The 14719-nt window shown below is 61.2% G+C and carries 9 protein-coding genes; 3 read left to right on the top strand and 6 right to left on the bottom strand.

Annotation, left to right across the window (positions count from 1 at the left end; translation table 11 throughout):
* The first annotated feature begins 235 nt into the window (after positions 1–235).
* Positions 236–484: a hypothetical protein gene (locus HW556_RS18815; protein WP_176899390.1), complete on the top strand. Its 249-nt coding sequence runs from the start codon at positions 236–238 to the stop codon at positions 482–484.
* A 137-nt stretch (positions 485–621) separates the two neighbouring features.
* On the opposite strand, the gene HW556_RS07420 is transcribed toward HW556_RS18815, so the two are convergent.
* From HW556_RS07420 to HW556_RS07430, 3 genes are all read right to left on the bottom strand, one after another.
* Positions 622–1902, bottom strand: coding sequence for a hypothetical protein (locus HW556_RS07420; protein WP_176899391.1), 1281 nt, complete (start codon positions 1900–1902; stop codon positions 622–624).
* 214 nt (positions 1903–2116) lie between these two features.
* Positions 2117–3706 (bottom strand): SusD/RagB family nutrient-binding outer membrane lipoprotein, encoded by a 1590-nt coding sequence (locus HW556_RS07425; protein WP_176899392.1) that lies wholly within the window; start codon positions 3704–3706, stop codon positions 2117–2119.
* 91 nt (positions 3707–3797) lie between these two features.
* Positions 3798–6947, bottom strand: coding sequence for a SusC/RagA family TonB-linked outer membrane protein (locus tag HW556_RS07430; protein ID WP_176899393.1), 3150 nt, complete (start codon positions 6945–6947; stop codon positions 3798–3800).
* Positions 6948–7245: 298 nt separating this feature from the next.
* Between HW556_RS07430 and HW556_RS07435 the strand changes: the two genes are divergently transcribed.
* Together HW556_RS07435 and HW556_RS07440 are read left to right on the top strand one after the other, a co-directional pair.
* Positions 7246–8418 carry an acyltransferase family protein gene (locus tag HW556_RS07435; RefSeq protein WP_246289558.1) on the top strand — a complete coding sequence of 391 codons (1173 nt, stop codon included), beginning with the start codon at positions 7246–7248 and terminating at the stop codon, positions 8416–8418.
* 155 nt (positions 8419–8573) lie between these two features.
* Positions 8574–9053: a DUF2059 domain-containing protein gene (locus HW556_RS07440; protein ID WP_176899394.1), complete on the top strand. Its 480-nt coding sequence runs from the start codon at positions 8574–8576 to the stop codon at positions 9051–9053.
* A 33-nt stretch (positions 9054–9086) separates the two neighbouring features.
* Here HW556_RS07440 and HW556_RS07445 read toward each other — a convergent pair whose 3' ends face one another.
* The 3 genes from HW556_RS07445 to HW556_RS07455 all read right to left on the bottom strand — a co-directional run bounded on the left by HW556_RS07445 (position 9087) and on the right by HW556_RS07455 (position 14649).
* Positions 9087–10715, bottom strand: coding sequence for a 3-(methylthio)propionyl-CoA ligase (locus tag HW556_RS07445; protein ID WP_176899395.1), 1629 nt, complete (start codon positions 10713–10715; stop codon positions 9087–9089).
* Positions 10716–10809: 94 nt separating this feature from the next.
* On the bottom strand, positions 10810–11469 hold the full coding sequence (locus HW556_RS07450; protein ID WP_176899396.1) for a hypothetical protein: 660 nt from the start codon (positions 11467–11469) through the stop codon (positions 10810–10812).
* A 93-nt stretch (positions 11470–11562) separates the two neighbouring features.
* The gene (locus HW556_RS07455; RefSeq protein WP_246289560.1) at positions 11563–14649 is read right to left on the bottom strand and encodes a glycoside hydrolase family 3 N-terminal domain-containing protein; all 3087 of its coding nucleotides are present in this window, start codon (positions 14647–14649) and stop codon (positions 11563–11565) included.
* Positions 14650–14719: the final 70 nt, after the last annotated feature.

Genomic DNA, 14719 nt, shown 5'->3' on the forward strand with positions numbered 1-14719 from the left:
GTGGGGCCCCTGCGAGGCCGTCGGGGGGGGGAAACCGGCTGTTCGGGGGAGCCGGCCGGGCGAAGTCGTTTAAGTTGGGGTTGAGCACCGCGGGGCGGCGGAAAGGGGCATCGGCGGGGGGCCCACAGTAAGTGGTTCCTTAGGCCCCCCCCACCCCCCCCCCCCCCCCGGCCAGGCCTCCGCCTACTACCTCCCCCCCCTCGACCGCCTGCACAACGAAAGTCGCCCGGTGTGGGTGCGCACCACCGGCCGTGCCGCCGAGATAATTGTTGCCCAGGCCCCACCCGAGCCAACGCCCGAACCGGCCCCCGTAACGCTGCCAACGCCCCAGCCGAATCCGGCTCCGGCAGGCGAAACCCCGGCCCCACGTCCGCCCGTTGTGCGGCCCGCCCCAGGCACTTCGGCTCCCTCCAAAGTCAAGATAAAAACCAAGACGAAAAAGCGGGGTGGCTTCTTCGAGCGCGTCTTCGGTGGCCGGCGGTAGCCTTCTCTTATTTGGCTGTTAGCGTAGAGTCTATAGTGGATATCTTTTGTTCAAGAGAGGCAGACATTGCGAACAAAAAAAGGGCACTGCACTCAATCGAGTGTAGTGCCCTTTTTGCTTTTTCAGTTATCAGCTAACTACAGCGCCTTTATGGCCAGCATAACGGCTACATCCGTGGTAGAAGTGCGGTTGATGTTGGTGATGGTGAAGATGGCGTACTGGTCGAGGCCACGCAGGCGGGCGATGATGACGTCGCCGACGAGCACATTATCGAGTTGGGCAACCTGGCTGGCGGCGGCTGTGGCTTGGTAGGTCTGGCGGATGCTGCTGAGCGTGGCGTTGCTGTAAGCCGCTGCGCCGCCGGTGGCCACACGCACAAACTTGGTAGTGTTGAGAGCCTGCAAGCGTACAGCATTACTGGCCGTACTGGTGATGGCCACGTCTTTGGTCGCGATGGGCGCGGTGGCTGCTACCGCCCCAAAGGTCGTCAGGTCGAAGGCAGCCAGGTCGCCGCCGGCGGTGCCGGTGTAGCTAAGCGTGGCGGTGCGTGCGGCGGCCAGAGGTGTGGCCGCTACGGGCGTGAGGGCGGCCACTGTGGCCGTGGCCGAGCGGGTGCTTGGCGGTACACTCAGGAAGCGGCTCTTGGCTTCGAAGCGGAACACCACCGGCTGGCCCGCGCTGCCGGCTGGTAGCGCGGCATCGACGTTCACGGTGGTGGCGGCGCCGCTCTGGGTGCCAGCTACGGGCACGCGCTGGCGGGCAAAGCGCCGCTCGGCGGCCGCACCCACCTTCACATACGTAATCAGGCTGTCGATATCCTTATAGAGAGTACCGGTGGCCGTGAAGGAAGAGGCCGTGTTAATGCCGCCTTCGTTGATGACTACCGGAAAGCGCACCACGTCGCCGGGAGCAGGGGCGGCACCTGCTGGCAGGGTTACGTTGGTTGGAGTATTGAGGCGAACGGTAGGCGTGGCCTCAGCCAGCCGAAAGCTGAAGTTACGGCCCTTGATCTGGCCGTTGGTGCTCACCAGCAGAGCATCCACTTTCACGTTGGCTTTGTTGGCACCGGCCGGCACCACGTAGTTCACCACCAGCGTATCGGCCTGCCGGATGCGCGAGAAGGACGTTTTGTACGGAATCGTGGCAACCAGCGTCGAGTCGCGTCCGGGCTCTATTTTCTGGTAAATCAGGATTTCCTTGAGCGGGTCGGTTTGGGGAGAGAAGCGCAGCTCGAATGGCACTACCTCGCCGGTGGCGTATTTGCTGGCCGTGCCCAGGGCGTTGGTGGAGAAGGTAGGGAACTGGGGCCCGACTTCGGAGTAGTACGTATCCAGCTCCTTCTCGCAGCTGCTCAGCAGCAGCACCGCCGCCAGCGGCAGCAGCCGGGCCAGGCGGGAAAACAGAGGTGTAGGGTTCATATCGAAAGGGGAAAAGTCGAAAGAGAGGATGGGGAGAACGGGTAAGGCACCCGTCATGCTGAGCCTGCCGAAGCATCGCTACCGTAACACTAACTCAGCCGTGGTAGTCAACGCTACAACGAAGCGGTAGAGATGCTTCGGCAGACCCAGCATGATATGTACTTTGGCAACGTCAGCATGCCAGATACTTCGTGGCCTCAGTACAGGTCGCCTATTAAGGCCGGTCGAACCACAGGGGTTTGCCGATGTAGTCGTCGTTGGTGGTGGCGCCGGCTTCGGAGAACTGGCGGGCCACTTCCTCGGGGTTGTACAGGGTTTCGGTGGCACCTGGCAGCAGGCGACGCGGGAAGCGCAGCTTGGGGTCGGGGTTGCCTGACAAGTCTGCGTTTACGCTGTTGCCGGTGGGGTACTGAAAGTTCACGTACACGTCGGAGCTGAAATCATAGCGCCGCATATCGGTCCACGACTCGGGGTTGAGGAACATGGCAATGTACTTCTGCTCCATAATGGCGCGGGGTACGGCGGGGTTGGTGGGGGAGGCCAGTTGTTCGGTCGTCTGGGCCACGGCGGCGCTGTTGAGGTAGGCCGTAATCTGGGCTGGTGTGATAACGGGGAATGTAACGGCCGGCGCGGCAAAAGTGCCACCCACGCCAATTTTGGCCATGTGGGCCCGAATTCCCTCCTTGTAAGCCGTTAGGGCCCGGGCCTTATTGCCGGCTTTAAAGGCGGCCTCGGCCTCAATGAACTTGAGCTCGTGGTAGGTAATTACCTCGAAGTAGCCCAGGTCGCGGGCGTACCAGCTGGCGTAGAAATCGGTGAGCGTGCTGCCCGGCGTGAGGTTGGTGCCAGCAGGCGTACCGGCGCCGGGAGCCGCCCCGGTACTGGTGGTAGGGGCCATAATGCCGAAGCGTGGGTCAGTTACGCCCGGAAACCTAGTGCCGTCGAGGTAGTCGAGGAAGTTGTTTGAAAACGTAGCCGTGCCGAAGTTAGCGCGGCTGGTGCCGAAGATGTTGGTGGAGTTGACCAAGGGCGCTACCGCCGCCTGGAACTGCAGCTGGGCATCGTCGGCCGTAGCCTTAAAGCCCTTGTCAACCAAGGCCAGTACAGCATTGGGGTCGTAGCTGGCTTTTTTGGTGAGGTGGTTGAGCTGCCGGGCCTTAAGCGAATAGGCCAGCTTAACCCACTTAGTCGGGTCGCCCTTGTACAGAATGTCGCCACTCTCGCTGGGCGAGGTGCTGTAAAGCGGCCGCATGTTTTCGATTGCCGGCTTGCTCATCTCCACAATGCCCTCATCGAGCAGCTGGTTGATGGACGCATACAGCTGCTCCTGCGAGTCATACTTGGGCTTGTAGTTGGCCCCGCCCTGGTAGGCTTCGGAGTAGGGCACGTCGCCCAGCATGTCGGTGAGGTGGGCCAGAATCAGGGCCTGCATAATCTTGCCCGCGCCCACGTAGTACACCGAGCCCTCAGCCTGCGCTGCCTTTATCATGGGCGGAATGTTACCGCCCGACTGAAAGTAGGAGAAGTTGAACGTGTTGGTGCTCTGGGCGTTTGTAAAGCGGTACTGGTCGTTGCCGCCGCTGTTCACGGTGCGGCTCACAATGTACTGCTCTATATAAGGCGTGCGCAGACTGGTAAACATCTGCGTTTGAATACCGTTGGCGATGATGTTGGGCAGCAGGAAATTAGGCGTGGCCTCGGAGGGGTTGTTGGGGTTGTCGTTCACGTCGAGAAAACTCTCGCACGAGCTCAGCGCCCCGGTTCCACCCACGAGCAGCCCCAGAAACAGAAGATATTTTTTCATGTTAGAAATTATTAGCTGATGGGAGACTTGCCGGAGTGATAATCGAGACGCAGCATGTTGCGGCTTTGTTCCGGCAGGCTACCGGTCAAGTTTAGAAAGTGACGCGCAGGCCCATGTCCACGCCGCGGGTGGCGGGCACGTTGCCGTAGTCGAAGCCGTTGGAGCCGCCGCCGCGCACGCCTGAACCGGAGGCCGCCGTTTCGGGGTCGGCCCCGGTGTACTTGGTCAGCAGCAGCAGGTTGCGGCCGGTTACGTTCAGCTCCAGACCTTTGATAACACCGGTGCGCTCCAGCAGCGCGGCTGGTAGCGCGTAGCTGAGCGTGGCGTAGCGCAGGCGCGTCCAGGAAGCATCCTCAATGAAGGGCGTACCTACAGCGCCCAGAATGTTCTGGTAGTAGCCCTGGGTTAGCTCGACGGGGCGGGCGTTGGGCGAGTAGCTACCATCGGAATTGGTCACCACGCCATCAAATACCACCTCCTTGTAACGTTCGGTGGTACGCGGGCCGGTGCCGGTAACGGTGCTGTACAGGTCGTTGCCGTTCACTACTTTGCCACCCACCCGGAAATCAAGCAGGAAGCTCAGGCCCAAACCTTTATAGCTGAACGTGTTGGTGACCTGGGTGGTGAAGCGCGGGGCCCGGTTGCCAACGTAGGTAAACGTATTGCCCGGAATAGGATAGCCGGTGGTGGGGTTGATGAGCATCTTGCCGAAGTCGGGGCTTTCGGGGTTCGTGACACGCTGGAAGTCGTAGGCGGCAATGCCCGTAATGGGGCGGCCCACAAAAGCGCCGCCCTGGTGCACATTGGTGATAAAGGCATCCGACTGGAACACCACCGTCAGCGGCGAAGGCAGCGACTCGGTGCGGTTGGTGTTGTGGTAGAAGTTGGCCAGAATATCCCAGCTGAAGCCCGAATCCGAACGAACGGGCGTGCCGCTGAGCGTGACTTCCTGGCCCTCGTTGGTTACTACTCCGCCGTTGATGTACTGCAGAATAAAGCCCGTGGCCTGGCTGACGCGCGGGGCAATCAGCTGATCTTTGGTGCGCGAGAAATAGTAGTTGAAATCGAAGCCCAGCCGGTTCTGGAAGAACTGCAGGTTAACGCCGGCCTCGTAGGAGCGGGTCTGCTCGGGCTTGAGCAGCGGGTTGGAGCCGAAGAAGTCGTTACGGAAGCCGCCCCCAATGTAGGTATTGCTCGTGAGTGGCGACAGCACCCGGTAGGGGCCCGTGTCGCGGCCCACTTGGGCCACCGAGGCCCGCAGCTTGCCGTAGTTGAGGATGCTGTTCTGCTCTAGGCCCAGCGTGCGGGTAAACTCGTAGCCAAGCGCCGCCGAGCCGTAGCCGAAGCCCTTGCCGAACACTTTGCCCTCATCAGGCCGCGGCAGCGTAGACGATTTGTCATAGCGGCCCTGCAGCTCCACAATAACCTGATCGAAGAGCGTGGTGCTAAGCTGGGCGAAGTTGCCCACCAGCCGCCGGGTGCTCACCCGCTGCAGGGCGTTGCGAAACGCCGTGTTGTTGATGCTTACGAAGGTCGGATTCAGGAAAACCAGACCCAAATAGTCCACCGCCTCACTGCGGCTCTGTTCAATGGTATTGCCCAAAATCAGCGAGCCGCGCAGATTTTCGCTGAACGTGTGCTGGAACGAAGCCAGGGTAGTGGCCGTAATCAGCCGGTTGAGGTCCACGGTTTCGGCAATGCCGCCGTTCTGGTTGCCCACTTGCGAGGTGCCCACCGCCCGCACCGAAGTCGAGTGGGTGGTGGCCAGGTCGGTACCAATGTTGTGGCTTACCGTTAGGAAGGGCAGCACCTTGAAGCTAAGCTGGGTGTTGCCCAGAAACCGGTTGGTGCGGTCAGTCTGGGGGTTGAAAACGGCCGACCAGTAGGGGTTATCCGCGTCGACGTCGGTGCCGTTGTTGGGCGGCAGCAGGCGGCGACGGCTGCCGTCGGCATTAAGGTAAACGCGGGCGTCATCATTCTGGGGCCAGTTAAGCAAACTCAGCAGAAAACCGCCCTGCGAGCCAAACAGCCCCGGGCCCTGTAGGGTGCGCCGCCCGCCCGAGTTCAGGTACTGGGCCGAGCCCGTTACGTTGAATTTGGGCGAAAGCTGGGCCGTGCCCGAAAGACGTACCGTGGATTTGTCGTACTTGTTTTCGGGCGTTACGCCAGTCTGGTCGAGGCGCGAGGCCGACACGAAGAAGGTCGCCTTCTCGGTGCCGCCCGACATATTCAGAAAGTTCTGGAAGGCATAGCCCTTATCAAAGAAGTTGGGCAGGTTGTCGAACTGTGCCTGCCCCGGCGCGAAGCGCGGCCCCCACGAGTTGCGGGTGGTGGCGTCGAATACGCCGTTCGAGCCCTGCTGGTACTGGTCCTGCGTTTTGGGCAGCCGGTTCACCTCATCCACCGAAAACTGCGTGCGGTAGTTGATGGTAGTGCGGCCAGCGGTGCCCTTTTTGGTGGTGATAACCACGGCCCCGTTGGCGGCGCGCAAGCCGTAGAGGGCGGCGGCGGCCGGTCCTTTCAGCACCGTCATGCTGGCAATATCTTCGGGGTTGAGGTCGCCGGCGCGGTTGGGCGTACCCACCGAGCGGCCCAGCAGGCCGTTGAACTGCGAGCCTCCGCCCGGTGCCGTGCTTTCCTGAAACGACGAGTTGTCCATAATCATCCCGTCGATGATGAACAGCGGCTGGTTGTCGCCATCGAGCGAAGTGCCGCCCCGGATAACAATGGCCGAACCCTCGCCCGGTGAGCCGCCCGACGAGGTGATGTTGACGCCTGCCACCTTGCCCTGCAGCGCATTCACAATGTTGGTCTGGCGCGAGTCAATAATGTCCTTGGCCTTCACTTCCTGCACAGCCGTCACAATGTCGCGCCGTTCTTGGGCAATGTTGTAGCCGGTAATCACCACGTCGTTGAGAGCGGTGGTATTCTCCTTCAGCGCAATACTAATGGGCCCGTCACCGGCATCCACAGCCCGCTCCTGGGTGGTGTAGCCTATAAAGCTGAATGAGAGTGTACTACCCGGGGCAGCCATTACCGAAAAACGTCCTTCAGAATCGGTGGTAGCGCCAATGGTGGTGCCCTTCACGATTACCGTTACGCCAGGCAACGGCGAGCGGTCGAGGGCGGCCGTTACAACGCCCGTTACGGTACGTTGCGCCGTTGTCTGGGCCCGAACCACCTGGGGCGGGAGGGCCAGCGCGGCTCCCAGCGCGGGGGCCAGCCAGTAGAGTTTTTGCATGATGCAGGAAGAAAAGTGGTGGGAAATGCAGCAGCGGCCGGTATTGCCTACAGCCAATGGGCTGGCCGCACCGGGCTGAGAAAAGCCGTCGGCAACGGTACAAAATGCGAAAAAAAGCACAATCGGCCCACCTAAGCGGCGGACTAGGGTACTAAGATGCTGATAAAGCTGAAAAATGCCCAGCTTGAAAGCAAGTATATTGTTCGGTAGCTTGCCCGCCAGATCGGCTACGAACCGGCGCTATTGGCCGTGTCCAGCGTCGGCTGCGTTCTATTGCGTCCGCTTATTATTCCTGCCCATGCCCACCGCTACCACCCAGGCCGCTCTCGATACTACCGGCGCGCAGCCGCTGGCCGAGGCCTCGCAGCCGGCCCGCCTCATCAGCCTCGATGTGTTTCGGGGGCTGACGGTAGCGGCCATGATTCTGGTGAACAACCCCGGCGACTGGGGCCACATTTACGCCCCGCTGGAGCACGCCAAATGGCACGGCTGCACGCCCACCGACCTCATTTTTCCATTTTTCCTATTTATCGTGGGCGTCAGCATCAGCTACGCGCTGAGTGCGGCCCGGCAGCAGCCGGCCACCCACGGCGCGGCCATGTGGCGGGTGCTGCGGCGGGCGGCGGTGCTGTTTGGGTTGGGACTTCTGATGGCGCTGTACCCGAAGTACGAGTTTGATACAGTGCGAATTCCGGGGGTGCTGGCCCGGATTTCGTGGGTGTTCCTTGCCTGCGGTATCCTGTTTTTGAAAATCAGCCGCCGCCAGCAAATTGGGTTGCTGATTGGGCTGCTAGTAGGCTACAACGTGCTGCTGCAACTCGTGCCGGTGCCTGGTTTCGGGCCAGCTAACCTAGAGCCCGAAACCAACCTCGGGGCCTGGCTTGATAGGGCGGTGTTTACCGAGGCGCACCTCTGGAAGCAGAGCCGCACCTGGGACCCCGAGGGCCTGCTGGGTACGCTGCCCGCCATTGCCACCGGCCTGCTCGGGATGCTGGTAGGCCAATACCTGCGTCGCCGCGAACTGGAGCCGGCCGTGCGGGTGGTCCAGCTATTTGTGGTCGCCACCGGCCTCATCGTGGGCGGCCTCATCTGGAACCTATGGTTTCCCATCAACAAAAGCCTCTGGACCAGCTCCTACGTGCTCTACACCGGCGGGCTTGCCACCGCCGCGCTGGCCCTACTCTACTGGCTCTGCGATGTGCGGGGCCGCCGCGGTTGGTGGACGAGCTTCGGGCAGGTGTACGGCGTGAATGCCATTACCGTGTTTTTCCTCTCGGGCATCGTGGCCAAAACCCTTAATGCGGTGCATGTGGGCGAAGGAGTACCGCTTAAAGCCTGGCTCTATAATACCTTTTTTACGCCCTATTTCAGCCCGGTAAATGCCTCTTTGGCGGGCGCGCTGGTGTGCGTTTTAATTTGGTTCGGGGTGCTGTGGGGGATGTACCGGCGCAATATTATCGTGAAAGTCTGACCGCGTGAGGCCGGTAACCGCTGCAAATTCGTCGTTCTTCGAGCTCGCGAATTTTGCGAACTACTAGATGTTAGCTGCTGGTTCTTAGTATTTCGCAACCTAAGTTTGTTAGCGAATCCAAGGAGCAAAACATCAATATTTCGTACCTCTGCAGAATGAAAAGAACCTTTTTGCTGCTGGCCGCCGCCATGGTGCTGGCCCTGCCCGCTTCGGCCCAGACGACGACGACGGCCCCCGCCGCTACCCAGCTCTCTGTCGGTCACCGCCGGGCAGCCGAGGCCCTGCTGACCGCCACCAACTCCGAGCAGAACATAACGCTGAACATCGACCAGATGCTGGCTGCCCAGCTAGCGCAGAACCCCAGTATAAAGGCCGTGGAGCCCGAAATGCGCAGCTTCTTCGCCAAATATATGAGTTGGGCTTCGCTAAAAGAAGAAATGGTGCAACTGTACGCCAACGCCTTCACCGAGAAGGAACTCCAGGAGTTGACCAAATTCTACCAGACCCCCATTGGCCGCAAAACCATCGAACAGCTGCCGCAGATAACCGCTGCGAGTATGGAAATCGGGCAACGCCGCGTGAAGGAGCACCTGCCTGAATTGCAGCAGGCCATTGCCGAGAAGATGAAAAAGTAGTTGCCCGCCCCCGAGTGGCCGTGAAGCAGTTGCTTAGGCCGGCCACTGGTAGCCCACGAAATCCTCGCGCAGCTGGGTTTTGCGGATTTTGCCGGTGGCCGTGTGGGGCAGTTCCTCCACGAACTCTACGGCCTCGGGAATCCACCAACGGGCTACTTTTCCTTCGTAAAACGCCAGAAGTTCATCGGCCGAAACCTCGTGGCTGGGTCGGCACACCACTACCAGCAGCGGCCGCTCGCTCCATTTGGGGTGAGGCCGGCCGATGACGGCGGCTTCGGCCACGGCAGGGTGGCCCACGGCCAGGTTTTCCAGCGCAATGCTCGAAATCCACTCGCCGCCCGACTTTATCACGTCTTTGCTGCGGTCGGTTATCTGCATGAAGCCAACCGCGTCGATGGTGGCCACGTCGCCAGTGCTGAACCAGCCGTCGGTAGTCAGCTGACCGGGCGTATCGGTGCCAAAGTAGTCGGCTACCACCCAGGCACCGCGTACCAGCAAGTCGCCGAAGGCCACGCCGTCGTGGGGCAGCGTCTTGCCCGTGTCGTCCACAATCTTCATATCCACCCCATAAATCACCCGGCCCTGCTTGGCCAGTAATTCGGCTTGCTCTGCCGCACTCAGGCTCGACTGCTGGGGCTTGAGGGTGCTGACGGTACCCAGAGGTGAGGTTTCGGTCATGCCCCAGGCGTGGCGGATTTCCACGTTCAGCTCCTCGCCGAAGGCCTTGAGCAGTGCCGGTGGGCAAGCCGCTCCGCCCACAATCATCTTGCGCAGGGTAGTGAACTGCAATTCCTTTTCGCGCATGAAGGCCAGCAGCCCGAGCCAGATGGTGGGCACGCCGGCCGAAAACGTCACGCCTTCCTGTTCGAACAGCTCGTAGAGGCTGGCCGCATCAAGCCCCGGACCGGGCAGCACCAGCTTGCAGCCCAGCATGGGTGCCAGGTACGGAATGCCCCAGGCATTGACGTGGAACATGGGCACGACGGGCAGAATCACATCCTGAGCCGAGCAGTTGAAGCAGTCGGGCAACCCGGCGGCAAAGGTGTGCAACAGTGTGGAGCGGTGCGAATAGAGCACGCCCTTGGGCTCGGCCGTAGTGCCCGAGGTGTAGCAGAGCGAGGAAGCCGTATTCTCGTCAAACTCCGGCCACTCATACACTTCGGATTCGGCCGCAAGCAAGTCTTCGTAGCAGCGCAAATTGGGTAGCGTGGTGCTCTCGGGCATATGGGCCCGATCCGTCATCAGCACCCAGTTCCGCACGTTGGGGCAGGCGGGGGCTAGCTTCTCGGCCAGGGGCAAAAAGGTGAGGTCGAAGAAAATTGCCTGGTCCTGAGCGTGGTCGATGATGTAGGTGAGCTGCCCGCCAAACAGGCGCGGATTTATGGTGTGGCACACGGCCCCCATGCCCGACACGGCGTAGTACAGCTCCAGGTGGCGGTAGTTGTTCCAGGCCAGTGTGCCCACGCGGTCATCGGGTTTTATGCCCAAGCGGCCCAGTACATTGGCCAGCTGCCGGCTCCGGCGGCCCAGCCCGGCGTAGGTGTAGCGGTGGAAACCGCCCTCGGCCAGCCGGCTCACAATTTCGGTGTCGGCGTGCCACTTCTCGGCGTGTTCGAGCAGCCCGGCAATGCGCAGGGGCTGGTGCATCATGAGTCCTAGCATCTTCGGAGGGCTTCTGTGGTGGGAGCCTTCAAGCTAGGGGTTTTCCGGCAGATTAGGGCTTGAGCGGTAGTTGGCCAACAATGCCAGTCAGAAGCTAAGGCAGTTTATACCACAAAGTACCACCCTCCACAAAGCCTACTACTCCGCGCTGGCGGGCGTAGTACAACCGCGACACCAGCCGGACGCCGGGTAGCGTAAGTTGTGGGTAGCTATTCTCCGCCACCAATACCTGTTGGTAGGTAGTCGGGCCGACCGTGAGCGTAGGCAACAGGCTCACACCCTGGTAATAGCGCTGGTTAATTGGCTTGCCGCCATTCACCGAATCAATGGGCAACGTTGCTTTGTAAAATCCTTCCCAACTGAGCTCCGAAAAAATCAGGCTTGGTGCCTTGCGGTCTGGGTTGTAGGAAAGTTGGAGATTCAAAAGCGGAATCCGGCTGGTAACGGAGTCAGTTCGTTGCATCCGCACTGCTATCCGCTGCACCAACACTGCCGTTTGGCGGCGAACCGGCAGTGGTATGTAAACGCTGCCCGTACTCATTTCTTCCATCACGTCAACAATCTCTGGGATTTTATACGTGCGAATCCGGTTGTTGTGGTCGTTGCCAAAGCGCAGCACGTCTCCGGTGCGGTAGGGTTGCCAGGCCAGTTGCTCGGCCGTAAACCGATATTCCACGAGTGGCGGCTCCTCCGAAGTAAGACAGCTGGTGCAAAACATCAAGGCGCAAAGCGAGGTAAGTGTGGAAGATTTCATAGGAGGCTAACTTGGATAAAGATATTTTTAGCTTAGATCAGCATATGACACGCCAAGTTGCATCAGCTGATCAATTGGATAACCCGCGTATCACTATTCTTCCACCGTCGTTTCCACTGGGGCCCGCCGAATACTCTCCAGCGCCACCTGCAACACGTTGGTGCGCACATTCATGGAGGATATCTTATTGTTGCGGCGCGTCGGGTTCACGCGGTTGGTGAGCACGATGCAAATCAGCTCCTCCTTTGGGTCAACCCAGAACAGCGTGCCCGTAAAGCCGGTGTGGCCGTAGCTAGCAGGCGAGGCGCTTTTAGCCGAGTTCAGGCCCGGGTTGGTGGCGGGCCGGTCGAAGCCCAGGGCGCGGCGGTTGTCGGGGCAGAACTGGCAGCGGGTGTACTCGGCCAGGGTTTCGGACTTGATGAGCTGCTGCCCGCCGTAGCTCCCGTTCCAGGCGTAAAGCTGCACGAGCTTGGCCAAATCGTTGGCCGAGCCGAACAGGCCCGCGTGGCCCGATACGCCCCCGAGCAGGGCCGCGCCCTCGTCGTGGACTGTGCCGTGCAGCTGGCCGTGGCGAAATAGCGAATCGTACTCGGTGGGCGCAATGCGGCTCAATGGGAAGCGTCGGGTGGGGTTGAAGCCCAGTGTGGTGGCGCCCAGCGGCCCGTACAGCTCGTCGCGCACAAACTGGTCGAGCGGCTTGCTGGAAGCGGCTTTCACGAAGCGCGGATACATAATAAACGACAGGTCGGAGTACACGTAGCCGGGCTTTTCATTCAGCGGCGAATCGGCAATGGCCTGCGTAATCAGCTCCGGAAAATCCTGGCGGACCCACAAGCCCGGTCCGGCCGGCAGCGGGAATTGGGCCGAAGAATCGGGCCGGAAGTAACGGCGGTTCAGCTCGGCGGGCTTCGTGAGTGAAACTGTGCTGGCGGCCGGGCTCTTGCCGAAGATGGAATTAAACAGGCCGCGAGGTTTGGTGTAGTCTTTCCAGAACGGAATCCAGGACTTGAGGCGGGCCTGATGAGTGAGTACGTCGCGCAGCTTCAGGTCTTGCTTGTTGGTGCCTTTGAACTCCGGGAACAGCTGGCCCAGCGTCATGTCGGGCGAGAATTTTCCTTCGTCTTGCAGCTTCATCAGGGCCGGCAGTGCGGCGCTTACTTTCGTGAGCGAGGCCAGATCGTAGAGGTCGTCGTTGCGGACTGGGCGGGCCGTAGGGCCGTAGGTTTGGGTGCCGTAGCTTTTGCGCAACACCACGGTGCCACGGCGGGCAATCAGCACCTCGCCGCCCGGGAAGGCTCCGGCGGCCAGCGCCCCGTTCATCACCGAGTCAACCCGGCTTTCCAGGTCGTTACTCATACCCACGGCTTCGGGGAAGCTGTAGCGCAGCCGCGTACCGCCGGCCGTGGCCAGTCCGGCCCCGTAGCCGTAGGTGCGCGACACGGTGACCGGCAGCTGGCCGCTGGCCGAAATACCGCCGAAAATAGCCTCGGCGGCTACTTCCTGGGCGTTCTGACTTTCCTGGTAAGCCAGCACCACGGCTCCGGCCCGGCTCAGGTCGCGCAGGCGGTCCACAGCGTAGGCCGTCCCGAATACGCTCACCACCAGCTGCTGGCCCTTGCCACCCAACTCGCGCAATAGCACGTTCATTTCGGGCGTTACGCCGAAGCCGGTGGCCGGCTGCCGGCCCAGGTTGTTCACGCCCACCAACACTGTGTTGTAAGCTTTCAGGGTTTCGCGCATCCTCGTCAGCTCGTCGAGCGAGGGCGTGGCGGGCAGCCAGAAGTGGCGCACGGGCGCGTAATCTGCCACCCGGCGCTGGAACGCGGTGGTGTCGGTGGTGCCGAGCGTGAGCGTGGCCAGCCGCAGTGTATCGAGGCGCTGCAGCGGCAGCAGGCTGTTCTGGTTGCGTAGCACCGTTAGGCTCAGCTCCGAAAGCTGCCGGCTCAGGTACTGGTCGTGGGGCGTGTTGAGGTCGGCCACGATGTTCTTCAGCTCGATGGGGTGGTAACGGTCCAAGCCCGACCACTGTTTCAGGGCCAGCACCTTGCGGCAACGGCGGTCAATTTCGGCCTGGGTAATCTGGCCCTGGGCTATGGCTTCGCGCACCATTCGCAGCGCCAGCGGAATATCCTCGCTGAACTCCAGAATATCATTGCCGGCCAACAGCGCCCGCACGTCAGCCTCACCGGCCGGGTACTTGGTCGTTACGCCCTTCATGTTCATGGCATCAGTGAAGATGATACCTTCGAAGCCCATTTTCTGGCGTAGCAGCCCTTCAATAATCGGCTTGGAAAGGGTAGAGGGTACGCCGGTGGTGTCGAGGGCCGGAATGTTGAGGTGAGCCACCATCATGCCACCCAAGCCTTTCGCCATCAGCTCTCTAAATGGAAATAGCTCCAGCGTGTCCAGCCGCTGCCGGTCTACCCGCAGCAGTGGCAGGGCGAGGTGCGAGTCCACATCGGTGTCGCCGTGGCCCGGGAAATGTTTGGCCACCGCCAGTACGCCCGCATCCTGCATGCCTTGCATGTACTGCAGGCTCTTTTCGGTGACATTTTCGCGGCTCTCACCCCAGCTGCGGAAGCCAATAACCGGGTTCTGAGCGTTGTTGTTGATGTCGATTACGGGCGCGAAATTGACGTGCATACCCAGCCGCTTGAACTGCGCGGCGACCTGCCGGCCCATTTGATAGATGGGCGCATTGTCCTTCAGGCCGCCCAGGCTCATCTGAAACGGGAAGCGAACCACGCTGTCGAGGCGCATGCCCACGCCCCATTCGGCATCCATGGCCACCAGCAGCGGCACGCGGGCCTGGCTCTGATAGCGGTTCAGCAGCCGGCTCTGGCGCACGGGTCCGCCCTGAAAGAAAATCAGGCCCCCGATGCCGTAGCGCTGAATCAGAGCCGAAACTGAATCCTCATCGGCGCGAGTGCGGTTGGAGTAGGCGGCCACCATGAACAACTGGGCCACGCGCTGGTCGGGCGTGAGCGTCGTCATCACCGAATCAACCCAGCGCGAGCCAGCTAGCTGCCCGGCAAATGGCACGGGCTGGTTGCGCGGTGGGACCGGTTTGGTAGTGGCCGGCACTTTGGCCGGGCGAGCAACAGAGCGGCGCTGGGCCGGGGCCGTAGTGGCGGCAGTCAGCAGCGCAAGCAGGAGAGTAAACCGGCGGAGGTAAACCAAGGCGGGCAGGAATGAAGAGTGAAGGGGCGGGTTCAATGTACGGCCTGCAGCGCGAAGGCGCGGCAGGCCG

Source organism: Hymenobacter terrestris (genome assembly GCF_013377905.1).
Classification (GTDB): domain Bacteria; phylum Bacteroidota; class Bacteroidia; order Cytophagales; family Hymenobacteraceae; genus Hymenobacter; species Hymenobacter terrestris.